Source organism: Micromonospora palythoicola (genome assembly GCF_036689795.1).
Lineage (GTDB): Bacteria > Actinomycetota > Actinomycetes > Mycobacteriales > Micromonosporaceae > Micromonospora > Micromonospora palythoicola.
Genome location: NZ_JBAGKI010000021.1, coordinates 25013 through 48235, shown reverse-complemented (window position 1 = coordinate 48235; position 23223 = coordinate 25013). Strand labels below are relative to the sequence as shown.

Annotated in this window: 18 protein-coding genes; 7 read left to right on the top strand and 11 right to left on the bottom strand. The window is 71.6% G+C overall.

Going from position 1 to position 23223, the window contains the following annotated elements; all coding sequences use genetic code 11:
* Nucleotides 1-235 precede the first annotated feature (235 nt).
* Nucleotides 236-856, top strand: coding sequence for an endonuclease V (locus V5O40_RS12350; RefSeq protein WP_332905596.1), 621 nt, complete (start codon nucleotides 236-238; stop codon nucleotides 854-856).
* A gap of 123 nt (nucleotides 857-979) precedes the next feature.
* Nucleotides 980-1189, top strand: coding sequence for a hypothetical protein (locus V5O40_RS12345; RefSeq protein ID WP_332905561.1), 210 nt, complete (start codon nucleotides 980-982; stop codon nucleotides 1187-1189).
* A 75-nt stretch (nucleotides 1190-1264) separates the two neighbouring features.
* Here V5O40_RS12345 and V5O40_RS12340 read toward each other — a convergent pair whose 3' ends face one another.
* The 7 genes from V5O40_RS12340 to hemL all read right to left on the bottom strand — a co-directional run bounded on the left by V5O40_RS12340 (nucleotide 1265) and on the right by hemL (nucleotide 8973).
* Nucleotides 1265-2746 carry an AAA family ATPase gene (locus V5O40_RS12340; protein ID WP_332905560.1) on the bottom strand — a complete coding sequence of 494 codons (1482 nt, stop codon included), beginning with the start codon at nucleotides 2744-2746 and terminating at the stop codon, nucleotides 1265-1267.
* 62 nt (nucleotides 2747-2808) lie between these two features.
* Nucleotides 2809-3927: a c-type cytochrome biogenesis protein CcsB gene (gene ccsB / locus V5O40_RS12335; protein ID WP_408631866.1), complete on the bottom strand. Its 1119-nt coding sequence runs from the start codon at nucleotides 3925-3927 to the stop codon at nucleotides 2809-2811.
* Nucleotides 3927-5573: a cytochrome c biogenesis protein ResB gene (locus V5O40_RS12325; RefSeq protein WP_332905559.1), complete on the bottom strand. Its 1647-nt coding sequence runs from the start codon at nucleotides 5571-5573 to the stop codon at nucleotides 3927-3929. Before V5O40_RS12325 ends, ccsB begins: the two co-directional genes overlap by 1 nt.
* Nucleotides 5573-6409: a cytochrome c biogenesis CcdA family protein gene (locus V5O40_RS12320; protein WP_332905558.1), complete on the bottom strand. Its 837-nt coding sequence runs from the start codon at nucleotides 6407-6409 to the stop codon at nucleotides 5573-5575. Before V5O40_RS12320 ends, V5O40_RS12325 begins: the two co-directional genes overlap by 1 nt.
* Nucleotides 6409-6984 (bottom strand): TlpA family protein disulfide reductase, encoded by a 576-nt coding sequence (locus V5O40_RS12315; RefSeq protein WP_332905557.1) that lies wholly within the window; start codon nucleotides 6982-6984, stop codon nucleotides 6409-6411. The genes V5O40_RS12320 and V5O40_RS12315 overlap by 1 nt, the downstream gene beginning before the upstream one ends.
* Nucleotide 6985: 1 nt before the next feature.
* A complete protein-coding gene (locus tag V5O40_RS12310) occupies nucleotides 6986-7633 on the bottom strand; it encodes a histidine phosphatase family protein (protein WP_269740309.1) in 648 nt (215 codons plus the stop codon).
* A gap of 2 nt (nucleotides 7634-7635) precedes the next feature.
* The gene (hemL, locus tag V5O40_RS12305; RefSeq protein WP_332905556.1) at nucleotides 7636-8973 is read right to left on the bottom strand and encodes a glutamate-1-semialdehyde 2,1-aminomutase; all 1338 of its coding nucleotides are present in this window, start codon (nucleotides 8971-8973) and stop codon (nucleotides 7636-7638) included.
* Nucleotides 8974-9113: 140 nt separating this feature from the next.
* On the opposite strand from hemL, the gene V5O40_RS12300 reads away from it, so the two are divergent.
* Nucleotides 9114-9449, top strand: a complete 336-nt coding sequence (locus V5O40_RS12300; protein ID WP_093403944.1) for an STAS domain-containing protein — start codon at nucleotides 9114-9116, stop codon at nucleotides 9447-9449.
* A 109-nt stretch (nucleotides 9450-9558) separates the two neighbouring features.
* On the opposite strand, the gene V5O40_RS12295 is transcribed toward V5O40_RS12300, so the two are convergent.
* Both V5O40_RS12295 and V5O40_RS12290 read right to left on the bottom strand, forming a co-directional pair.
* The gene (locus V5O40_RS12295; protein ID WP_332905555.1) at nucleotides 9559-10119 is read right to left on the bottom strand and encodes a response regulator; all 561 of its coding nucleotides are present in this window, start codon (nucleotides 10117-10119) and stop codon (nucleotides 9559-9561) included.
* On the bottom strand, nucleotides 10116-14486 hold the full coding sequence (locus V5O40_RS12290) for a hybrid sensor histidine kinase/response regulator (RefSeq protein WP_332905554.1): 4371 nt from the start codon (nucleotides 14484-14486) through the stop codon (nucleotides 10116-10118). The genes V5O40_RS12295 and V5O40_RS12290 overlap by 4 nt, the downstream gene beginning before the upstream one ends.
* Nucleotides 14487-14640: 154 nt before the next feature.
* On the opposite strand from V5O40_RS12290, the gene V5O40_RS12285 reads away from it, so the two are divergent.
* Nucleotides 14641-16713, top strand: a complete 2073-nt coding sequence (locus V5O40_RS12285) for a SpoIIE family protein phosphatase (RefSeq protein ID WP_332905553.1) — start codon at nucleotides 14641-14643, stop codon at nucleotides 16711-16713.
* Nucleotides 16714-16908: 195 nt separating this feature from the next.
* Here the strand turns inward: V5O40_RS12285 and V5O40_RS12280 are convergent, their stop codons facing one another.
* Entirely contained in the window at nucleotides 16909-18255 is a 1347-nt protein-coding gene (locus V5O40_RS12280; protein WP_332905552.1) for an FAD-binding oxidoreductase, read from the bottom strand.
* Nucleotides 18256-18337: 82 nt separating this feature from the next.
* Between V5O40_RS12280 and V5O40_RS12275 the strand changes: the two genes are divergently transcribed.
* Nucleotides 18338-20434, top strand: coding sequence for a S9 family peptidase (locus V5O40_RS12275; protein ID WP_332905551.1), 2097 nt, complete (start codon nucleotides 18338-18340; stop codon nucleotides 20432-20434).
* A 21-nt stretch (nucleotides 20435-20455) separates the two neighbouring features.
* On the opposite strand, the gene V5O40_RS12270 is transcribed toward V5O40_RS12275, so the two are convergent.
* Nucleotides 20456-21136 (bottom strand): DUF998 domain-containing protein, encoded by a 681-nt coding sequence (locus V5O40_RS12270; RefSeq protein ID WP_332905550.1) that lies wholly within the window; start codon nucleotides 21134-21136, stop codon nucleotides 20456-20458.
* A gap of 133 nt (nucleotides 21137-21269) precedes the next feature.
* On the opposite strand from V5O40_RS12270, the gene V5O40_RS12265 reads away from it, so the two are divergent.
* Nucleotides 21270-22559, top strand: a complete 1290-nt coding sequence (locus V5O40_RS12265; RefSeq protein WP_332905549.1) for a sensor histidine kinase — start codon at nucleotides 21270-21272, stop codon at nucleotides 22557-22559.
* A complete protein-coding gene (locus tag V5O40_RS12260) occupies nucleotides 22547-23209 on the top strand; it encodes a response regulator transcription factor (protein ID WP_332905548.1) in 663 nt (220 codons plus the stop codon). Before V5O40_RS12265 ends, V5O40_RS12260 begins: the two co-directional genes overlap by 13 nt.
* Nucleotides 23210-23223: the final 14 nt, after the last annotated feature.

Here is a 23223-nt window from a genome sequence, read left to right as displayed (position 1 = left end):
GGCCGTCGGACCACCCGGCCGTCGGACCACCCGGCCGTCGGACCGCCCGGCCGTCGGAACGTCGGGCCGTCGGGGACGACCTGTCAGGTCCCGATTGGTCGTACGCTCGCACCTCATGACGACCGTCCCCGCCGACCGGCCTTGCTCCGACGACGAGCCGGCGGTGGTCGAGGAACTGGGCGCGGCGGTTACCTCCCCGGAGTCTGTGGCGGAGGCGGGGCGGATCCAGCAGGAGTTGCGGCAGCGCCTCGACCTGGATGACTGCCTGGACGTCGCGCCGAGGCTGGCCGCGGGTGTGGACGTGTCGTACCACAAGGAATCGTCGCGGATCGTCGCCGCCGCCGTGGTCATCGACCTGGCCACCGGCGTCGAGGTGGAGTCGGCCGTGGTACCCGGTCAGGTGAGCTTCCCGTACGTGCCGGGGCTGCTGGCCTTCCGGGAGGTGCCGATCCTGCTGACCGCGTTGGGCGGGCTCCGCCATCGTCCCGACGTGGTGGTCTGCGACGGGTACGGCATAGCGCATCCCCGGCGGTTCGGGCTCGCCTGCCACCTGGGCGTGCTGACCGGGTTGCCCACCTTCGGGGTGGCGAAGACGCCCTTCGTCGGTGCGTACGACGAGCCGGGCGCGCGCCGGGGCGACTGGTCGGCGCTGTGCGAGGGCGACGAGGTGCTGGGCCGGGTGCTGCGTACCCAGACCGACGTCAAGCCGGTGTTCGTCTCGGTCGGTCACCGCACCAGCCTCGACCTGGCGACCACGATCACGCTCGACCTGAGCCCGCGCTACCGCCTGCCCGAGGTGATCCGCCGAGCCGACTTCCTCTCCCGCGAAGCCCTGCGCCGGCCGCCAACACCATGATGTCGAGTGATTCTTGGACAGTTCCCGTTAGCGCAGAACGGGAACTGTCCAAGATCTCGGCGAATTTGGGGGAAACCTCACCGGCGGTGGACCGGGGACGGCGGGCGACGACAGCATTGAGGAATGTCGGATGCGTACGTCGTGGGCCAGCCGGACGGGCTGTCGCCGCTACAGGTCGAGCTGCGCGACGCCATCGCCCGCGAGTTGCACGCACAGCTCGCCCTGCGGTCCGAGCGAATCGAGCTGTCCGATGTGCCGGAGGTCGCCCACCAGGTCACCCTGCGGGTGAGCGACACGCTGCACCGGCCCCTGTCGGCCCGAGATCGAAGCTGAGACGGCAGCATGGTGCCCATGGGTGCGCGCCTCACCGCAGCATCGGGCGGAACATCGACAGATCCAGGTGACGGGTCAGTCGGCGGTGTAGAGACGCGTGGGGTCGACGAGGAGCACGTCGGACCGCTGGCGGCTGGCCGCCCACAGGTCATCGGTGAACCCCGCGCCACTGGCCAGCAGCAACCGGGTGTCCCGGGCGTCCAGACCGGGACGAGCGACGAGCAGGTCTCGCGCCCGGGCGAGCCGGTCCAGGTCAGCCAGGCCCAACATCCGCCCCCACTTGACTTCGCCGACGGCGAGCAGCGGGCGTGGCCCGTCGCCGAGTGGCGGCTCGCCGAGCGCGACGAGGTCCAGTTCCAGACTGGTCCGGCTGACCGGATCGACGAGAACGGCGGGACTCGCCTCGGCGGCGATGCCGCCAAACGTCTCGGGAGCGGCGAAACGTACTGCCCACTGCCGGACGACCTCTTCGAACGACGGACCGAGCACCGCGCTGGCGTACCGCCGCTGGGAACGTCGCCAGACCTCCGGGCCCCGCCGCTGCTCCAAGGCCGTCCAGGCCGGCCGCATGACCGCCTGATAGAAGGTGATCAAGGGCTCGTTGATGCGGTAACGGCTACGGCCGCTACGCAGCGGGTCCGGCTCCCGAACCAGGAGGCCGGCATCCTCCAGCACGGTGAGCGGGTGGTGCAGGTCAGTGCTCTTGCGCCCGATGAAGCCAGCGATCCCGCCGCGCGTGCCGTTCCCCTCGGCCACCGCCGCGAGAACGGAGTGATAGAGCGCCGCGTCCCGCAGATCCGGATCCTCAGCGAGGAGATACCGCGCCTCGCGGAAGAGCGGCCGGGCGGGATTCAGCACGGCACGCATCACCCAGTCATCGAAGTCGTCAGGCCCTTCCGGTGCGTCGTCCTGGACGTACTCCCGGCGATAGGCCGGTGTGCCACCCACGATTGCGAACACCTTGGCCGCGAGCAACGGATCACTGATCTCCCAGAAGGCCGCGGCCGCCCGGTAGTCGAGGGGAGCGACCGGCAGTTCGAGCCCGGCCCGCCCCCGCAGCGGCGCGGAGCCGGCCAGCAACCCGCCCATGAAGGAAAGCGCGGAGCCGCACAGTAGAAGGCGGGTATGCGAGCCGGTCCGCTCGGGCCGGCCCGGCGTGAACGCATGCTGGATCACCGACGGCAGGTCGCGACTCGCCCGAGCCAGGTAGGGGAATTCGTCGATCACCACCGGGACCGGCCGAGACCGGCCCAGGGCCAACAGCGCGTCGACAGCACTCGACCAGTCCGCCAGGTGCACCGGACCTGGACTGTCCGTGTACCGGCCAAGCGCCTCCCCGAGCCGCCGCAGCGATTCCGTCGAAGTCGCCTCGGTAGCCCCGAAGTAGAAGCCACCCGTGGCGCGAGCCAGCTCGTACAGCAGGAGGGTCTTCCCTTGCCGGCGGCGTCCGCTGACCACGCCCAACGTGGCGCCGGGCCGTTCGTCGGTGGCGAACCGCGCCAACTCGGCCCACTCGACGTCTCGATCGAAGATCTCCGGAGGCTTGATGAGGCTCACGACCACCATCCTGCAAGATGTATAACCACAGTTATTATAAGTGCAGTTATACGTCTTGCGGGTCAGAGGCCGCCGTAGGAGTGCAGGCCCTCGAAGAAGATGTTCACGCCGAAGAGATTCATCAGCACGGTCAGGAAGCCGAGGATGGCCAGCCAGGTGGCGGTGCTCCGGCGCACGCTCGGCGTGGCCCGGGCGTGCAGGTAGCCGGCGTACACCACCCAGGAGATGAACGCCCAGGTCTCCTTCGGGTCCCAGCCCCACGGGCGGCCCCAGGCCGCCTCGGCCCAGATCGCCCCGGCGATCACCGCGAAGGTGAAGATCGGGAACGAGAAGGCGTGCAGCACGAAGGTGAGCCGTTCCAGCCCGGCCGCCGCCGGCAGCCGCTTCGCCAGGGTGTACGGGAAGCTGCGCCGGCCGTCCTCGTAGCCGGCCCGCATCAGGTACGCCGCCGCCGGCACCACGCCCAGCAGGAACAGACCCGACGCGAAGACGATCGTCGACACGTGCACGACGAACCAGTACGAGTTGAGCGCCGGCACCAGCGGCACGATCGGGGTGTAGAGCACCAGCTCGGCGGTGGCCACCAGCAGCACCATCACCAGCGTCAGGAACAGCCCGAGGCGGCGCAGGAACGGCCACTTCACCAGCACGGTCAGCCAGGCGGCGACCCCGATGAACGAGACCGTGAGCACGAACTCGTACATGTTGCCCCACGGCATCCGGTCGGCGGCGAGGCCACGGGTGACCAGGGCCGCCAGGTGCAGCGCGGCGGCCACGGCGGTCAGCCCGACCGCGATCCGACCGCCCAGCTCCGCCCGCCGCGCGGTGCGTCCGGCCCGATTCGGCGCCGCCGGACTCACCACAGCAGCACCGACCGACGGCGACCCGTCGGCGAGATCACCGGCGCTCCGCCCATCCGTGGCGACGCCGTCCGTACCCGGACCGACCACGACCGGGCCATCCACCGCGACGGCGTCGACATGCTCGCTGGCAAGCCGACCACCGGCCGTCACCGCGACGGTCGGGCCCGCGCCCACCCCCGCGCCGACCAGCTCGCGGGCCGGTGCCGCGACCGCCCTGGCGCGCGAGTTGCCCAGGGCGTACTCGACGGCATGACTGATCATCGCCAGCAGGTAAACCAGCGTGGCGATCGACACCAACTGATCGGAGAGTGCGGACATCACTCGGCTCCTTCCCGCGCCCGGGCCGGCGCGCCCGGGTCGGTGCCGGCGTCGCCGGATCGTCCACCGATCGCCGCGACCAGTTGGGCGAACTCGGCGGCGAACCCGGGATGCTCGGTACGCGGCAGACCAGCCACCTCGACCAAACTACTACCGCCCGTCGGAGATCCACCGTCGGGGTCGTCCGGACCGGCGGGCAGCAGCCGGACGAACACCCGCCGACGCCTGACGAACAGCGAGCCCATCAGCCCCAGCACCAGTCCGATCGAGCTGACCAGCAGCAGCATCATGCCCGGGTCGTGCCGTACCGACAGCACGATGTACCGCTCCGTGTCCACGAACTCGACGGTGGTGCCGTCGTCGAGCGTCCAGCTCTCGCCGATCCGCAGTTGCTTCGCACCGATCTCGGTGAGCCGGCCGTTGCGTACCTGCCGCTGGTCGAGCTGGTAGACCGAGCCGGGGATGCCGGCATCGAGTCCCAGGTTCCCCCGGTACGCCACCAGGTCGAGCAGCGGGTTCTGCTCGGTCGGATGCTCCGAGCGGACGAACGGCGGCTGCTGTGGTGCGGTCGGCAGGTAGAGCCCGGAGAAGGCCACCTGGAGGTCCGGGTTCCGCTCGCCGGTGTCCGGGTCGACGTTGGCGTCCGGGAAGGCGGCCAGCCCCTCACCGGTCAGCCCGATGTCACCGGTGGTGAGGAACGGCACGGCGCTGGTCTGCGTGCGGCCGAACCGGTCGGTGTACCTGATCACCGGGGCGTACCCGTGCCCGAGCAGGTAGACGTTCGCGCCGTCGAGGCGCAACGGCGAGTTGACCGAGAACTCGGCCTGGCGCGGCGCGCCGCCGTCCTCGTCCACCGTGACCTTCGCGTTGAACGAGGACGCCTGGCCGTTCGGCAGGAACCGCGCGTCGAACTCGTCGAGCCGCATGCAGAACCGGGGCAGGTTGTCACCGACCCGCGGGCCGAGCTTCGCTTCGGCGTACTGCTGGCGGGTGTTGCAGAAGACCTGGTCCGCTCCGGCGACCAGCAGCCGGTTGCCGTGCCAGCCGTACCAGGAACCGAGCGCCACACCGACCAGCACCAGCACCATCGAGCTGTGGAAGATCAGGTTGCCGGTCTCCTTGAGGTAGCCCTTTTCGGCGGAGACCTCGTCGCCGCGTACCGCCACCCGCCACCGCCGTCGCCGCAGCGTCGCCGCGACCGCCGCCGCGCCGCCCTCGGGCGCGGGCACCACCGCGTGCTGCGGCAGCCGCTCCAAGCGTTTCGGTACGGCCGGCGGACGGGCCCGCAGCGCCCGGACATGGTCCCGCAGCCGGGGCGTGATGCACCCGATCAGCGAGGTGAACAGCAGCAGGTAGATCGCGGAGAACCAGACCGAGCTGAACGCCTCGAACGCGCCCACCCGGTCGAGCAGCGGAGCCAGGTCGGGGTTGGCGGTGTAGAAGTCGCGTACGTCCTCCGGGTTGACCCCGCGCTGCGGCAGCACCGACCCCGGGATCGCCGCGACCGCGAGCAGGAAGAGCAGCACCAGCGCGGTACGCATGCTGGTCAGCTGCCGCCACGAGTTGCGCAGCAGGGCGAGCAGCGGGTTGGGGCGGCGCCGGGGCGCCTCGGCCGGGGTGGCGGGTCGGTCGTCGACGGCGGTCATCAGATGCCCACCTCGAAGTTGCCCACCCCGACGGTGGTCTGCAACCAGATCACCACGTTGGTCCAACCGCCGGTGAGCAGCGCCAGCCCGATCAGGATCAGCAGTGCCCCGCCGATCCGGGTGACCCAGCGGCTGTGCCGACGTACCGTCCGGAAGACCCCGAGCAGGCGGTTGAAGCCCAGCCCGAAGACGACGAACGGCAGGCCCAGCCCGAGGCAGTACGCCACGGCCAGCACCACCGCCCGGTCGGTCTGCCCGCTGGTGGTGGCCATGCCGAGCACCGCGGCCAGCGTGGGCCCGGTGCACGGCACCCAGCTCAGCGCGAACACCGCACCGAGCACCGGCGCGCCGAGCAGCCCGGCGGCGGGTAGCCGGTTGATCCGGAACTCCCGCTGGAACCCGGGCAGCGCACCGAGGTAGCCCAGACCGAGCACGACGATGAGCCCGCCGACGATGATCTCCAGTGTCCGTTCGTGGTCGAAGAAGACCCGGCCGACCCCGCTGAACAGGACCGCGGTGGCGGTGAACACGACGGTGAAGCCGGCGATGAACAGCAGCGTCCCGGCCAGCACCCGACCCTTCACCGCCGGGACGACCCGACTGCGCTCCCGTACGGCCGTGCCGACGCCACCGCCACCCGACGCCGCCGCAGGGGCGGTCGGCTCCTGCCGGCCCTCGAGGTCCGCGCCGGCCAGACCGGTGACGTACGAGAGGTAGCCGGGCATCAGCGGCAGCACGCACGGCGACAGGAAGCTGACCAGACCGGCCAGCGCCGCCGCGCCCAACGCCAGCAGCAACGGGCCGGACTCGGCGAGCTGACCGAACGTCCCGCCCATCAGCGCTGACCGGCCGGCGCGGGTGTCTCGGCGGCGATCCGCTCGACGATGGGTTGCAGCCCGTCCTGTCGGACCGCCGCCCGGATCACCGTGGCGATGCGGCCCTCCCGGTCCAGCACGACGGTGGCCGGGATGGTGTTCGGCGGGATGTCCATGTCGAGGGCGAGCCGGCTGCCCGGGTCGAAGATGCTCGGGTAGCTGACCCGGCCCTCCTCGAAGGCGATGGCCTTGTCCCGGCTGTCCTGCACGTTGATGCCGAGGAAGGTCACCCCGGAGTCCTTCGTCGCCTGGTGGGTGTTCTCCAGGTCGTCGGCCTCGGCCCGGCACGGCGCACACCAGGAGCCCCAGAAGTTGACCACCACGACCTTGCCCCGCTGGTCGGCCACGTCGTAGGAACCGCCGGCCAGCAGCTCACCGACGATCTTCGGGGCGGCGGAACGCTGCTCCGGGGCGCACTCGACGATGCCGCCGGCGCTGTCGCAGGCGGATTCCCTCCCGTCGGCCGTGCAGCCGGTCAGGACCACCGCGGCGGTCGCGGTGGCGAGCAGGCCAGCGGCCAGCCTCCCGGCACCCATCTCAGGCCCCCTTGGCCGTCCGCGCGGTCGGCGACATCGCCACCAGGTGCGCGGCCGGCTCGGAGTAGCCGATGCCGACGATCTTGGCACCGTCGAAGTGGAAGGTGGTGAGCGAGGCCAGTCCACACTGCCGGCGACGTGGGTCGTGCCACAGCCGCTTGCGCTCCACGTAGCGGCGCAGCGTCCAGATCGGCAACTGATGGGAGACCAGGACGGCCTCCCGGCCCTCGGCGGCGATCCGAGCGGCGTGCAGCGCGGCGAACATCCGCTCGGCGATCGCCCGGTACGCCTCGCCCCACGACGGGGTGACCGGGTCACGCAGCACCCACCAGTTACGCGGATCGCGGAACGAGCCGTCGCCCGGGGAGACCTTCTTGCCCTCGAACCAGTTGGCGCTCTCGATCAGCCGCTCGTCCACCCCGACCGGCAGCCGGAACTGGGCGGCGATCGGCTCGGCGGTCTGCTGGGCGCGTTCCAGCGGGCTGGCCGCCACGTGCACGACCTCGCGTTCGGCCAGCCCCTGCGCCGCGGCCTTGGCCATCTGGACGCCCAGTTCGCTGAGGCGGAAACCGGGCAGGCGGCCGTACAGGATGCCGTCCGGGTTGTACACCTCGCCGTGCCGAAGCACATGGACCACCGTCTTGCCCATTACTACCCCCCGTGACCTGCCGCGGCCGCCGCGTTGGCCGCCGTCGGCAGCGCGCCGGCGATCTGTTCCAGGGCGGCATCGTCGATCGCCGCCGAGACGAACCAGGACTCGAACGCGCTCGGCGGCAGGTAGACGCCGGCTGCGAGCATCGCGTGGAAGAACGCCTTGAACGCCGGCACCTGCTGGGTGCGGGCGCTGTCGTAGTCGACCACGTCGGCGTCGGTGAAGAAGATCGAGAACATGTTGCCCGCGTACGACAGTCGATGCGGAACCCCGGCGGCGGACAGCGCGTCGGTGGCGAGCCTGCCCACGGTGGCGGCCGTGTCGTCCAGCCGACGGTAGAGCGCGTCGTCGGCGAGCCGCAGCGTGGTCAGCCCGGCCGCGCAGGCGAGCGGGTTCCCGGAGAGGGTGCCGGCCTGGTAGACGGGACCGGCGGGGGCCAGTCGCGACATGATCTCCGCGCGCCCGCCGAACGCCGCGGCGGGCAGCCCACCGCCCATGACCTTGCCGTACGTCCACAGGTCCGCCTCGACCGGGTCGAGTCCGTGCCAGCCGGCACGGGAGACCCGGAACCCGGTCATCACCTCGTCGATGATCAGCAGGGCGCCGTGCGCGTGCGCGATCCGGGCCAGCTGTGCGTTGAACCCGTCGCGGGGGGCGACCACACCCATGTTGCCCGGTGCGGCCTCGGTGATCACCGCGGCGATGTGCTGGCCCTCGGCGGCGAAGGCCGCCTCGACGGCGGCCACGTCGTTGTAGGGCAACACGATCGTCTCGCTGGCCGCCGCGCCGGTGACTCCCGGCGAATCGGGCAGGCCCAGGGTGGCCACGCCGGAGCCGGCGGCGGCCAGCAGCGCGTCGACGTGCCCGTGGTAGCAGCCGGCGAACTTGATGATCTTCGAGCGGCCGGTGTGACCACGGGCCAGGCGGATCGCCGACATGGTCGCCTCGGTACCCGAGTTGACCAGCCGGACCTGCTCGACGGGGGTACGTGCGACGATCTCGTCGGCCAGCTCGACCTCGCCGGGGGTGGGCGTACCGAAACTGGTGCCGTGGGCGGCGGCGGCCTGCACGGCCGCGACGACCTCGGGGTGCGCGTGGCCCAGGATCAGCGGACCCCAGGAGCAGACCAGGTCGACGTAGCGGCGGCCGTCCGCGTCATGGAGCCACGGGCCCTCACCTCGGACCATGAAGCGTGGGGTGCCGCCGACCGCCCGGAAGGCGCGGACAGGGGAGTTCACCCCGCCCGGCACGATGGCGCAGGCGCGGTCGAACAGGGCCGCTGAGGCCGGCGCGTCGACCGGGTAGCGGTCGGATCCGGCGGTATACACCTTGGTCACGATGCCGCCATTGTGTCAGCGCCCGGCCGCGGATCGGCAGCCACCCCGGCCCCGGGGTTACCGGGCTCACCCCCGGCACGCTGCGCGGGGACAGCACGCCTCGACAGGCCGGGCGACGGAGATCGCGATAGGCTGACCCGGTGGATCGTGCCGAACTGTCCATCACCGTACACCGAACGGGCGACGAAGCCGTGCTCCGCCTTGCCGGTGAGATCGACATGCAAACGGCCGCCCAGCTGTCGACCGTCGTCAATGAGGTTCTCACCGAGCCCCCGCCCCGGATCGTCCTGGACCTCGGAGGCGTGACGTTCTGCGATTCGCAGGGTCTGGGCACCCTGGTCGTCCTCAGCCGCAAGGCCAGCCACGCCCAGAGCCTGCTCGTGCTGACAAACGTCGGCGAGTTCCTGCTCCGCGTCCTGGACATCACCGGCCTACGCAGCGCCCTGATGATCCGCAACGACACCCCCACCCCCTGACCCACCCCTCACCCCACCGACGGCGTTGATCATGAGGTTAGCGGCGATTCGAAGATCGAAATCGCCGCTAACCTCATGATCAATGGGGAGGGTTCGGGGGTGGGACGGGTTAGTCGGGGGTGGTGCCCCAGCGGGCTTGTTCGAGGAGGGCAACCGCGCGGGCTTGGGCCTCGGGGTCGTCGGTGTCGCGGAGCAGGGTGGTGGCCTCGTCGACGGCGTTCGTGAGCAACCGCCACTGGGCGTCGCGCTCGCGGACCATCTCGGACTGCGCGGCCAGTTGGCGGGTCTTGGTCCACAACTCGACGAAGACGGAGACCTTCGCCCGCAGCACCCAGGGGTCGAACGGCTTGGTGAGGTAGTCCACCGCACCGGCCGCGTAGCCGCGCAGGGCCAGTTGGGCGTCCCGGTCGGCAGCGGTCAGGAAGATGATCGGGACGTGCCGGGTACGCTCCCGCCGCTTGATGTGGCTGGCCGTCTCGAACCCGTCCATGTCCGGCATCTGGGCGTCCAGCAGGATCACCGCGAAGTCGTCCACGAGCAACTGCTTCAGCGCCGCCTCACCGCTCTCCACGGCGACCGACTGCACCGGCAGCCCCTGGAGGATCGCCTCCAGGGCCATCAGGTTCTCCCGGCGGTCATCGACCAGCAGTGCCTTCGCCACCTGAGTCACGAGCCCTCCTCGGTACGGCTGCCACTGATCCAGGTACCCATCAGCTCGATCAGCTGGTCCAGGTCGACCGGCTTGGTGATGTAGTCGCTGGCCCCGGCCGCGATCGCCGACTCCCGGTCGCCCGGCATCGCCTTCGCGGTCAGGAACACGATCGGCAGGTCCGCGAACCGGTGGTTACGCCTGATCTGCCGGGTTGTCTCGTATCCGTCCTGATCGGGCATCATCGCATCCATCAGGACGATATCGACCTCCGGGTGTTCGGCCAACAGGCGAACCCCGTCGGTGCCGTTGTCGGCGTACAGCACGGTCATGCCGTGCAGTTCGAGCGCGCTGGTCAACGCGAAGACGTTCCGCACGTCGTCGTCCACGATCAGCACGGTGGCACCGTCCAGCTGACGGGTCTTCGGCGCCTCGGGCGCCTCCGACAGCAGCTCCATCGGCGGCATCAGCAGCGACGACGGCAGCCCCGCCCGCTGCGGTGACGGTGGGGCGGGCGCCACCACCGCGTCCGGCGCCAGTACGTCGGGCAGGTACAGCGTGAACGTCGACCCCTGACCGGGTGCCGAGGCGACCGTGATGGTGCCCCCGATCAGCCGGGCCAGATCGCGGCTGATCGACAGGCCCAGTCCGGTACCGCCGTACCGGCGGCTGGTGGTCCCGTCCGCCTGCTGGAACGCCTCGAAGATCAGCGACAGCTTGTCGTCGGAGATCCCGATCCCGGTGTCGATCACCGTGAAGGCGATCACCTGCCGGGCGTTCGTCAGCGCCGGCACGTCGAACACCGCGTGCTCCGGCGCCCGGGAGATGCGCAGGGTCACCGCACCGTTGTCGGTGAACTTCACCGCGTTCGACAGCAGGTTGCGCAGCACCTGCTGGAGCCGCTGCGCGTCGGTCACCACGGCCGGCGGCAGGTCCTTGCCGATGCGTACCTGGAAGTCCAGGCCCTTCTCCTCGGCCTGCGGGGCGAACGCCTGCTCCACGTAGTTGCAGATCTCGGTGAACCGGACCTCGGTCGGCTCGACGTCCATCCGCCCGGCCTCGATCTTGGAAAGGTCCAGGATGTCGTCGATCAGGCGGAGCAGGTCCGACCCGGAGCCGTGGATCGTGCGGGCGAACTCGATCTGCTTCGGCGTGAGGTTCCGCTCCGAGTTCTCCATGAGCAGCCGCGCCAGCAGCAGCAGCGAGTTCAGCGGCGTACGCAGCTCGTGGCTCATGTTCGCCAGGAATTCCGACTTGTACGCCGAGGCCCGGGTCAGCTGCTGCGCCTTGTCCTCCAGGCCCAGCCGGGCCAGCTCGATCTCCCGGTTCTGGGTCTCGATGTTCGCCTTCTGCTCCGACAGCAGCTTGGCCTTGTCCTCCAACTCGGCGTTGGTCCGCTGCAACTCCGCCGACTGCTCCTGCAACTCGTGTGCCAGCCGCTGCGACTGGGCGAGCAGTTCCTCCGTACGCCGGTTCGCCTGGATGGTGTTGACCGCGATGCCGATGGTGGAGACCAGCCGCTCCAGGAACGACAGGTGCAGCTCGGAGAAGGGGGTGACGGTGGCGAACTCGATCACGCCGAGCAGCTCGCCCTCGAACAGGACCGGCAGGATGACCAGATCCGCCGGTGGGGTGTCGGCCAGCCCGGACCGCAGCGTGATCCGGCCGTCCGGCACGGCGCCGACCCGGATGGTGCGCCGGGACAGCGCGGCCTGGCCGACCAGCCCCTCGCCCGGTCCGAAGGTCACGTCGTGCCCCCGGGACACATAGCCGTACGAGGCGGTCAACCGCAGCCGCATCACGCCCTCGGAGTTGTCCACCAGGAAGAACGCGCCAAGCTGCGCGTCGACGAGCGGCGTGACCTCCTGCATGATCATTCGGCAGACCTCGCCGAGATCACGCTGCCCCTGGAGCAGCCCGCCGATGCGGGCCAGGTTGGAGTCGAGCCACCCCTGCTCGGCGTTCTTGTGGGTCGTCTCCCGCAGGGTGACGATCATCTGGTTGATGTTGTCCTTCAGCTCGGCGACCTCACCCTGGGCCTTCACCGCGATCCGCTGGGTGAGGTCACCCCGGGTCACCGAGGTCGAGACCCGGGCGATCGCCCGCAGCTGGGTGGTGAGCGTCGAGGCGAGCTGGTTGACGTTCTCGGTGAGATCCCGCCAGGTGCCGGAGACCCCCTTGACCTGCGCCTGACCGCCGAGCTTGCCCTCGGTGCCCACCTCACGGGCCACCCGGGTCACCTCGTCGGCGAACGACGACAACTGGTCCACCATCGTGTTGACGGTGTTCTTCAGCTCCAGGATCTCGCCCTGCGCGTCGACCGTGATCTTCTGCGACAGGTCACCGTTGGCCACCGCGGTGGTGACCGAGGCGATGTTCCGCACCTGGCTGGTCAGGTTCGACGCCATCGAGTTCACGTTGTCGGTCAGATCCCGCCAGGTGCCGGCGACGCCGCGTACCTGGGCCTGACCGCCCAGCTTGCCCTCGGTGCCCACCTCACGGGCCACCCGGGTCACCTCGTCGGCGAACGACGACAGCTGATCCACCATCGTGTTCACCGTCGACTTCAACTCCAGGATCTCGCCCCGGGCGTCCACCGTGATCTTCTGGCTCAGGTCACCCTTGGCCACCGCCGTGGAGACCTGGGCGATGTTGCGCACCTGGGCGGTCAGGTTCGACGCCATCGAGTTCACGTTGTCGGTCAGATCCCGCCACGTACCGCTGACGCCCTTGACCTGCGCCTGACCGCCGAGATTGCCCTCGGTGCCCACCTCACGGGCCACCCGGGTCACCTCGTCGGCGAACGACGACAGCTGATCCACCATCGTGTTCACCGTCGACTTCAGCTCCAGGATCTCGCCCCGGGCATCCACCGTGATCTTCTGCGACAGGTCGCCGCGCGCCACCGCCGTGGTCACCGAGGCGATGTTCCGCACCTGGCTGGTCAGGTTCGACGCCATCGAGTTCACGTTGTCGGTCAGATCCCGCCACGTACCGCTGACGCCCTTGACCTGCGCCTGGCCGCCCAGCTTGCCCTCGGTGCCCACCTCACGGGCCACCCGCGTCACCTCGTCGGCGAACGACGACAACTGGTCCACCATCGTGTTGACGGTGTTCTTCAGCTCCAGGATCTCGCCCCGGGCGTCGACAGTGATCTTCTGGCTCAGGTCACCCTTGGCGACGGCGGTGGAGACCTGGGAGATGTTGCGGACCTGGCTGGTCAGGTTGCCGGCGAGCTGGTTGACGTTCTCGGTGAGGTCACGCCAGGTGCCGGAGACGCCGCGCACCTGCGCCTGACCGCCCAGCTTGCCCTCGGTGCCCACCTCACGGGCCACCCGCGTCACCTCGTCGGCGAACGACGACAACTGGTCCACCATCGTGTTGACGGTGTCCTTGAGTTCCAGGATCTCGCCCTGCGCGGCCACGGTGATCTTCTGCGACAGGTCACCCCGGGCGACCGCCGTGGAGACCTGGGCGATGTTGCGCACCTGGGCGGTCAGGTTCGACGCCATCGAGTTGACGCTGTCGGTCAGGTCCTTCCAGGTGCCCGCGACGCCCGGCACCTCCGCCTGACCGCCCAGCTTGCCCTCGGTGCCCACCTCCCGGGCCACCCGCGTCACCTGCTCGGCGAAGAGACGCAGCGTGTCGGTCAGCGAGTTCATCGTGTCGGCCAGCTCGGCGACCTCGCCGCGAGCACTGACGGTGATCTTCTGGGAGAGGTCACCCTTGGCCACCGCGGTCGCCACCTGGGAGATCGACCGCACCTGGCCGGTCAGGTTCGACGCCATGGTGTTCACCGAGTCGGTGAGGTCCTTCCAGGTGCCGGCGACGCCACGGACGTCGGCCTGGCCGCCCAGCTTGCCCTCGGTACCCACCTCCCGGGCCACCCGGGTGACCTCGTTGGAGAACGACGAGAGCTGGTCGACCATGGTGTTGACCGTGCGGCCGATGCGCAGGTACTCACCGCGCAGCGGGCGACCGTCGATCTCCAGCGCCATGTGCTGGGTGAGGTCACCGTCGGCGACCGCCACGATGACCCGGGCGATCTCGGTGGTGGGCCGGCCCAGGTCGTCGATCAGCGAGTTGACCGCCCGCTGACCCTCCGCCCAGGAGCCGTCCAGCCCCTCCTCGTCCAGCCGCTCGGTCAGCCGGCCGTCGCGGCCCACGACCCGACTGATCCGGCGCAGGTCCAGGTGCTGCCGCTCCTGGAGCGACACCACGTCGTTGAAGGCGTCCGCCACCTCACCGGCCGCGCCCGAGCGCCGGGGCAACCGCACCTTGAGGTCACCGCCCCGGACCCGCCGTAGCGCCTCCGCCAGCTCGGTGAGGACCGCCTCGTGGTCGGCAGCGGAGATCTCCGCGGTCACCGACTGTTTAGCCGTGGTCATCATTCCTCGCTCACCTCGGGGTCCACCGGCTCCCACCGGCCACCCCATCATTGTCCCCGTGACCTCGAAAACGCCACGGCACGGCGCCGTCCGACGGCAAAGAGCCGGTGGTGATCAGCTTGGCAGCGGCGGAGTGTCGGTGGAGGATACGAGGGTGTCAGCGGAGGCGGGGCCCGCGACGAGGACGGGCCCAGACGAGCACGTGCGGCGCGTCCGGCTTCCCGCCGACCGCCGTACCCCGGCCGCCGCCCGCGCGGTCGTCCGGTCCGTGCTCGCGGAGGCGGACCTGGACGAACTGCTCAACGAGGCACTTCTGTTGACCACGGAGCTGTCCACGAACGCGGTCGAGCACGCCCGCACGGAACTGGACATCGAGGTCACCGCCGACCAGGCGGGGCTGACCGTGACGGTCTCCGACTTCGCCGCCGGCCCGGTCGACGAACTGACCGTCGGGGTACGCAACCTGGCCACCGACATCGCCGAGGTCGCCGAGCGGGGACGCGGGCTGCTGCTGGTCGACCACTTCGCCAGCCGCTGGGGCACCACCTATCTGCGCACCGGCAAGGGTGTGTGGTTCCGGCTGGACCGAGCCGATCGCAAGGGGAAGGGGCCGACCACCCCCGCACCGCCGGCGAGCGCCACCCAACCGGACGGCGCCGGACAGACCGCCGTACCCAGCGCCGGCGCGATGAACGCGCTGATGCAGACCACCCCCGACCCGTACGCCGAGGATCCGCTGCCGGACTTCGCCGCCGGCCTGCTGACCAGGGTGGCGGAGATGGTCGGCGCCGCCGGTGGAGTGGTGCGGCTGGACCGCGGCGACGGCCAGGGTGCCCAGGTCCTCGCCCGGTACGGCCGTCAGCCCCGGGTCGGCAACGACCTGCTCCGGGTGCCGTTGGCCGTGCACCGCCCGTACGCCGGTGAGCTGGAACTGGACGCCGCGCCCACCGCGTACGCCCAGCCGTTGGCGGTGCTGACCGCCGAGCGGCTCTCGCTGCACCTGGAGAACGACAGGCTGCGCCGGGCGGACGTACGCCGGCAGGCCTGGCTGACCTTCCTCGCCGAGGCCAGCGAGCTGCTCGCCCAGTCGCTCGACGTGGAGCTGACCATGGCGCTCATCCCGCAGCTGGTGGTGCCCCGGCTCGGCCAGTGGTGCGCGGTGCACACCACCGACGAGTGGGGCCGGCTCCGGCTCGCGGCGGCCAGCCACGCCGACGAGTCGATGCTGCCGCAACTGCACGCCGCGCTCCGCGAGGCCGGCCCGGATTCCGTCCCGGCCCGGCTGCGTGAGGCCAGCCGCAACGGCACCCGTACCCCGCTCGGTGCGCCGATGGAGGGCTTCGCCGTACCGTTGATCGCCCGTGGGCAGCGCCTCGGCACGCTGGCGGTCGGACGCCACCAGCGGCACCGGCAGGACCCGGACGAGATCGCCGTGCTGGAGGACGTGGCCCGGCGGGCCGCGCTCGCCATCGAGAACGCCCGCATCCACGCCGAGCGCCGCCGGGTCGCCCAGACCCTGCAACAGTCGTTGCTGCCGCCGGTCCTGCCGGTGGTCGAGGGCATCGGCTTCGCCGCCGAGTACGTGCCGACCGGCGGAGACGTCGACGTCGGTGGCGACTTCTACGACGTGGTGCCGCTGCCGGACGGGCGCTGGCTGGTGGTGATCGGCGACGTCTCCGGCAAGGGCGTGCAGGCGGCGGCGGTCACCGGGCTGGTGCGGGACGTGATCCGGGTGCTGGCCGGCGACGGCAAGCCGCTGCCCGAGGTGCTGGCCCGGCTCAACGAGACGCTCGTCGAGCGGGGTGCCGGCCGCTACTGCACGCTGGCGTTGGCGGCGGTCGGGCCGGGCGAGGGCGACCGGCTCGACGTCGGGCTGCACCTGGCCGGGCACGACCGGCCGGTGCTGCTGCGCTCCAGCGGCGGCCCGGCCGCCTTCGTCGGCACCGGTGGCACCGCCCTCGGGCTGCTCGACGCGATCACCTCGCCCACCGCGCAGCTCAGTCTCGAGCCGGGCGACTGCCTGGTCTTCTACACCGACGGGGTGACCGAGCGTCGCCGGGGCCGGGAGCTGTTCGGCACCGGGCGGCTGCGCGACGCCGCCGCGCCGCTGGCCGGCTACTCGGCGGACGTGGTGGCGGCTCGGCTGCGCGCGACCGCGATCAACTTCTCGGTCGAGGAACCCCGCGACGACATCGCCATCCTCGTCCTCCGCAACGACACCGCCTAACAACCCCACACCCCACGCCACGCCACGCACGCCACGCCACGCCACGCCACGCCCGCGATCTTGCAGTTCTTGTCGGGGCATAGCCGACAAGAGAGGCATTTCGGCGACCAAAAGTGCAAGATCGGCGCGGGCCGGGGGCGGGTGCGGACTCGGGGCGCGGCGGACTGGGGGCGGGGGTGGGTTAGGGGTGGGGGGTCAGAGGCCGCCGGGGAGGCGGCCGGGGGCGAGGCGGTGGGTGGGGTCCAGGTGTTGCTTGACGGCGCGTAGGTGGGCCAGGTCGGCGCGCTCGCCCCACAGGTCGACGGTGCGGCGGACGGCCGGCGGGGCGGCGAGCACCACGCACCGGCCCTGTCGGGCGAGCAGCACGCCACGCACCGCGGCCAGGATCGACGCGACCCGGCTCGGGGCCATCGCCCCGGGCAGGGCGGCGTGCACCACGCCGAGCCCGGCCGAGCCGCGTACCGGCACCGGGCCGCCGGCGGCGTCACGCAGGGCGTAGACGGCGGCGTGCAGGTCGGTCATCGGCACCTCCAGTCGCAGTGCCGTGTCGCCGGGGGCGAAGGGATAGCTGCGCCACCACGGGGGTGCCGCGCGGGCGACCGTCGCGCGGGAGCCGAGGAGACCGACCAGCCGGTCGGTCCGCTCCGCCACCTCGGCAGGGCCACCCTCGAGCAGCACCACGAGCGAGCCGGTGCCCGCCGGGCCGGTCGGCACGCGCCCGGTCATCGACGGGTGCAGCGCCATCGACTCGGCGCGGCGGTCCCGCCGGGGCCGGCAGCCGGTGCCGACCGGCAGGTCCAGCTCGATCGCGGCCGGGTCGAGCCGGGCGGCGAGCACCGCCTGGATCAGGTCGTGCACCTCCAGTGGGGTCCACACCGGTCGGGTCACCCACACCCGCGCGGCCGGCACCGCCTGCACCCGCAGCGTCGCGCCGACCAGCACGCCGAGCGCGCCCTCCGAGCCGCACAGCAGCCGCGCCTCGGCCAGCCCGGCCGCTCCACCACCCGCCTCGGCCAGCTCACCGTCGGCGGCCAGGTAGCGCAGGCCGACGAGTTGGTCGCAGGCGGTGCCGTGCCGGTGCCGCAGCGGGCCGGCCTCGTCCGCCGCCAGCACCCCGCCGAGGGTGGCGCCCGGCGAGGGAGTGTCCAACGCCAGCCGCCGGCCGGTGCGCTCCAGGATGGCCTGGACCGCGCGCAGCGGCGTACCGGCACCGATCTCGGCCGTGCCGTGATCCGGGGCCTGGTGCCCGATGCCGGCCAGTCTCCCGGTGTCCAGCATGATGTCGACCCGCTCGGGCGGCGCACCCCAGTCGATCTTGGTGCCGGCCCCTCGGGGCACCACGCTCAGGTCGTGCCGGGCGGCCAGCCGGAGCACCTGCGCCGCGGCGTGCGGACCGCCGGGCACCGCCACCCAGCGGGCGGTGCTGCCGGCCACCTCGTCGGCGGGGCCGGCGAGGCGGGCGAAGCGCGGACCGCAGATCTCGGTCAGTCGGCGGGTGATGTCGCGGACACCGGACGCACCGGCGGGAGGGGGTGGCACCATGCCGGCGATCGTACATGTGTTCGAACGATCGGAGGTGGAATTGCGCCGCGCCACATGTCGCTACGGCCGGTAACGTGACGCCGTGACCACCGAGACCCCCGTTCCCGCGGCCAGGCGGGTGCCGACCGAACGTGTCCACCACGGCGACACCGTCGTCGACGAGTACGCCTGGCTCGCCACCAAGGACGATCCGGAAACGATCAAGTATCTGAACGCCGAGAACGCCTGGACCGAGGCCCGGACGGCGCACCTGTCCGGGCTGCGTACGGAGTTGTTCGAGGAGATCCGGCGACGGACCCAGGAAACCGACCTGTCCGTGCCGACCCGCAAGGGCCAGCACTGGTACTACACCCGCACGGTCCAGGGCCAGCAGTACGGCGTGCACTGCCGCCGGGCGGTCCACCCCGACGAGACCACCCCGCCGATCAGCACCGACGGTGCTCCCCTGGACGGCGAGCAGGTGCTGCTGGACGGCAACCAACTGGCCGAGGGACGCGACTTCTTCTCGCTCGGTGCCTTCGACGTCAGCCCCGACGGACGCTACCTGGCCTACTCCACCGACTTCTCCGGCGACGAACGGTTCACCCTGCGGGTCAAGGACCTGAGCACCGGTGAGCTGCTGCCCGACGAGATCCCCGGCACCTTCTACGGCACCGCGTGGTCCGCCGACGCCTCGGTGCTGTTCTACGTCACCGTGGACGAGGCGTGGCGCCCCAACCGGGTCTGGCGACACGTGATCGGCACCGCCGCCGCCGACGACGTGGTGGTGCACGCCGAGGACGACGAGCGGTTCTGGGTGGGGGTGGAGCTGACCCGCTCGGAGCGGTTCGTCCTCATCGACATCGCCAGCAAGCTGACCAGCGAGGTGCGGGTGATCCCGGCCGGCAACCCGACGGGCGAGCCCGCGGTGATCGCGCCCCGCCGCCAGGGTGTCGAGTACTCGGTGGAGCACCACGGCCACCGGTTCCTGATCCTGCACAACGACGACGCCGAGGACTTCGCCCTCGCGTACACCTCGGCCGACGCGCCGGGCGACTGGGTGCCGCTGATCGAGCACTCCCCGGGCACCCGACTGGAGTCGGTCGACGCCTTCGCCGACCACCTGGTCGTCTCGGTACGCAGCAACGGACTGACCGGGCTGCGGGTGCTGCCCGTCGGCGGCGGCGACGCCCACGACATCGAGTTCCCGGAGCCGCTGCACACGGTCGGCCTGGACGCCAACCCCGAGTACCGCACCGGGCGGCTGCGCCTGCGCTACACCTCGCTGGTCACGCCCGACTCGGTGTACGACTACGACCTGGTCACCCGCGAGATGACGCTGCTGCGCCAGCGACCGGTGCTGCCCGGGCCGGACGGTCAGGTGTACCGCTCGGAGGACTACGAGCAGCAGCGCGACTGGGCGCTCGCCGACGACGGCACCAAGGTGCCGATCTCCCTGGTCTACCGGCGCGGCACCCCCCGGGACGGTTCGGCGCCCTGCGTCATCTACGGCTACGGCTCGTACGAGGCGAGCATGGACCCGTGGTTCTCGGTCGGCCGGCTGTCCCTGCTGGACCGTGGGGTGATCTTCGCGGTGGCACACATCCGGGGCGGTGGCGAGATGGGTCGCCGGTGGTACGACCACGGCAAGATGCTCGCCAAGAAGAACACCTTCACCGACTTCGTGGCCTGTGCCCGGCACCTGGCCAAGGCCGGCTGGACGGCGCCGGACCGGCTGGTCGCCCGGGGCGGCTCGGCGGGCGGGCTGCTGATGGGCGCGGTGGCGAACCTGGCACCGGACGCCTTCGCCGGCATCGTCGCGCAGGTGCCGTTCGTGGACGCGCTCAACACGATCCTGGACCCGTCGCTGCCGCTGACCGTCACCGAGTGGGAGGAGTGGGGCAACCCGCTGGCCGACCCGGAGGTGTACGCGTACATGAAGTCGTACACGCCGTACGAGAACGTCGCGCCGCTGGACTATCCCGCGATCCTCGCGATGACCAGCCTCAACGACACCCGGGTGCTCTACCACGAGCCGGCGAAGTGGATCGCGCGGCTGCGGGCGGTCGCGCCGCAGGGTGACTACCTGCTCAAGACCGAGATGGAGGCGGGTCACGGCGGGCCGAGCGGGCGCTACGACGCCTGGCGGGAGGAGGCGTTCATCAACGCCTGGACCCTGGACCGCCTCGGCCGCGCCTGAGGCGTCGACCGGCCTGGTGTCTCAGCGACGCGACCGCGTCGCCGGGGCATCAGGCCGGGCCGTCTGCTCCGCCTCGGGACGGGGACCGAGTCCGCTGCCGATCACCACCGTCCAGAGCAGGAACGGCAGCACGGCCACCCGTTCCATCCCGCCGACACCGAAGCCGAGATCAACCTGCCCGAGAAAGAGCAGGGTTCCGGCGACCCCGGTCAGGCCGAGCAGGAGGTTGACCCGACGGGCCGGACCGAGCACCGCTGACCGCTGGGGCAGCGCCGCGAGCAGCAGCGCGCCGTTGCCCGCACCGAACACCAGCAACGCGGCCAGGAAGTGCAGGTTCTCGTCGACGTCCGCCGGGTGGACGCCGGCCAGCACGTACCCGCCGGCCGCGGTCAGCGCCGCGAGCTGCACGGCCCGTACGGCCGCACCACGGCCGAGCATCGACCAACTGAGCAGCAGGCCGGCGACGATGAGCAGCCCGGTGGCGATCATCGTGCCGTTCATCAGCGGGTGCCACGGCGAGCAGACCGGACGCGGCCGGCTGGTGTCCCAGACGCCACAGGTGACGTTCCCGAGGTCACTGAAGTTGTGGGTACGCCAGTCGTACGGCGGCTGCCGCCAGCCCCGGGCGGTCACCGCGATCCCGGCGGCGAACAGCGGCGCGGCGAGCAGCAGGGCGTAGGAACCCAGACGGTGCACAGGCATGCGTCCACTTCAGTCGATGCGGTGGCGCGGACGCACTACCGCTGCGCCGAGGAACGAGGTAGTGCTGGCCATACCCGGGACACGGGGTCCAGCGGGCTGGGGCCGTCCGGCTCGGATCACTAGCGTCGGCGGCATGACCTCAGCCGCGCCGACCCACCTCGCCCAGGCCCTGCGGCGGCCCCGCTACCCGCTCACCGGCTGGCCGTGGCGCGCCCTGGCGTACCTGGTGACCAGCGTGCCGCTGGCCGGTGTGCTCTCCCTCGGGCTGCTCGTCCTGCTGGCACCACTTGTCGCCGCCACGAACGGGGCACGGCAGGGCCGACCGATGCCGCTGGCACTCACCGTCTTCCTGACCGGCGGCGCACTGCTCATCGTGGCGCTGGCACCGCTGCTCAGCGTGCCGGTGGCGGCGTTCGAACGGCACCGGCTCGGCCTGGTCGACAATCGGCCGGTACCCGCGGTGCCGTGGCGTGGTCTCGCCGCCCGCTACACCACCGGCACCGCCTGGCGGGAGGCCGCCTACCTGTTCGTCCTCGGCGGCCTGGTCCCGGCCGTGTACTGGCTGTTCGCCATAGTGGTGCTGTTGGCCGCCGTGCTGATCGTCAGCCCCTTCCTGGTCGCCAACGGCGACGAGGTGGCGCTGCTCTGGGCCACCCCGGACACGGCGGCCGAGGCGGTACCGCACGCGATCGTCGGGGTGCTGCTCGTGCCGGTCCTCTGGTACGCGGTCGGGGCCCTCGCCATGGCGCAGGGCACCGTCGCGCGATGGCTGCTGCGGGGCGCTCCGGACGGCCTCGCGCTGCGCGAGGTGACCCGGTCGCGGGCCCGGTTGGTCGACGCGTACGAGGCGGAGCGCCGGCGCATCGAACGTGACCTGCACGACGGCGCGCACCCCCGGCTGACCAGCCTCAGCCTGCAGATCGGTCTGGCCCGGTTGGACGTACCGGAGGACTCGCCGGCCGCCCGGCCGCTCGCCGTGGCGCACGAGCAGGCGAAGGGACTGATGGTGCTGCTCCGGCAGATCGTCCAGGGCATCCGTCCGCAGAGCCTCACCGACCTGGGGCTGGCCGGTGCGGTCCGGGAACTCGCCGACGAGGCCACCATCCCCGTCGAGGTGCACGCCGACCTGCGCCGCGCGGTGCCGGAGACGGTCGAGGCCACCGCCTACTTCGTGGTGTCGGAGGCCCTCGGCAACGTCGCCCGGCACGCCGGGGCGACCCGCGCCGAGGTCCGGCTCACCGACACCGGCACCAAGCTGGTCGTCGAGGTCAGCGACGACGGCCGGGGCGGCGCGGACCCGGCACGGGGCACCGGGTTGACCGGGCTCGCCGACCGGGTGGCCGCCGCCGAGGGCCGGCTGCTGCTGGCCAGCCCGGCGGGCGGTCCCACGGTCGTCCGGGTGGAGCTACCGTGCGAGGCGTGACCCGGGTCGTGCTCGCCGAGGACGAGGTGCTGCTGCGGGAGGGACTGGTGGCCCTGCTCGCCCGCTTCGGCTTCGACGTGCTCGACGCCGTCGGTACCGCTGCCGCGCTGGTGGACGCCGTCCGGACGCACCGGCCGGACCTGGTGGTGACCGACATCCGGATGCCGCCCCGGCACCGCGACGACGGGTTACGGGCGGCGGTGGACCTGCGCGCCGAGCAGCCCGGTCTGGCCGTGGTGGTGCTCAGCCAGCACGTGCAGCCCGAGTACGCCTCCGCGCTGCTCGACAGCGCCGACGGTCGGCGGGTCGGCTACCTGCTCAAGGACCGGGTCGCCGAGGTCACCGAGTTCGTCGAGAACCTGCGTACCGTCGTCGGCGGCGGCACGGTGGTCGATCCGGACGTGGTGCGCCGGTTGCTGCACCGCCCCCGCGATCCGCTCGCCAACCTCTCCGCCCGCGAGCGGGAGGTGCTGGTGCTGGTCGCCGAGGGGCGGTCCAACGCGGCGATCGCCGGCCGCCTGCACGTCACCGAGGCGGCGGTCGGCAAGCACATCGGCAACATCCTGGCCAAGCTGGGCCTGCCGCCGGACGACGACACCAACCGCCGGGTGTTGGCGACGCTGACCTACCTGCGGGCCGCTCCCACCTGACCGCCAGCGCGGTG

Coding starts and splice junctions, on each gene's coding strand:
- V5O40_RS12345 (WP_332905561.1), top strand. CDS start 980: ATGTCGGATGCGTACGTCGTGGGCCAGCCGGACGGGCTGTCGCCGCTA.
- ccsB (WP_408631866.1), bottom strand. CDS start 3,927: ATGTCCGCACTCTCCGATCAGTTGGTGTCGATCGCCACGCTGGTTTAC.
- V5O40_RS12325 (WP_332905559.1), bottom strand. CDS start 5,573: ATGACCGCCGTCGACGACCGACCCGCCACCCCGGCCGAGGCGCCCCGG.
- V5O40_RS12320 (WP_332905558.1), bottom strand. CDS start 6,409: ATGGGCGGGACGTTCGGTCAGCTCGCCGAGTCCGGCCCGTTGCTGCTG.
- V5O40_RS12315 (WP_332905557.1), bottom strand. CDS start 6,984: ATGGGTGCCGGGAGGCTGGCCGCTGGCCTGCTCGCCACCGCGACCGCC.
- V5O40_RS12310 (WP_269740309.1), bottom strand. CDS start 7,633: ATGGGCAAGACGGTGGTCCATGTGCTTCGGCACGGCGAGGTGTACAAC.
- V5O40_RS12290 (WP_332905554.1), bottom strand. CDS start 14,486: ATGACCACGGCTAAACAGTCGGTGACCGCGGAGATCTCCGCTGCCGAC.
- V5O40_RS12280 (WP_332905552.1), bottom strand. CDS start 18,255: ATGGTGCCACCCCCTCCCGCCGGTGCGTCCGGTGTCCGCGACATCACC.
- V5O40_RS12270 (WP_332905550.1), bottom strand. CDS start 21,136: ATGCCTGTGCACCGTCTGGGTTCCTACGCCCTGCTGCTCGCCGCGCCG.
- V5O40_RS12265 (WP_332905549.1), top strand. CDS start 21,270: ATGACCTCAGCCGCGCCGACCCACCTCGCCCAGGCCCTGCGGCGGCCC.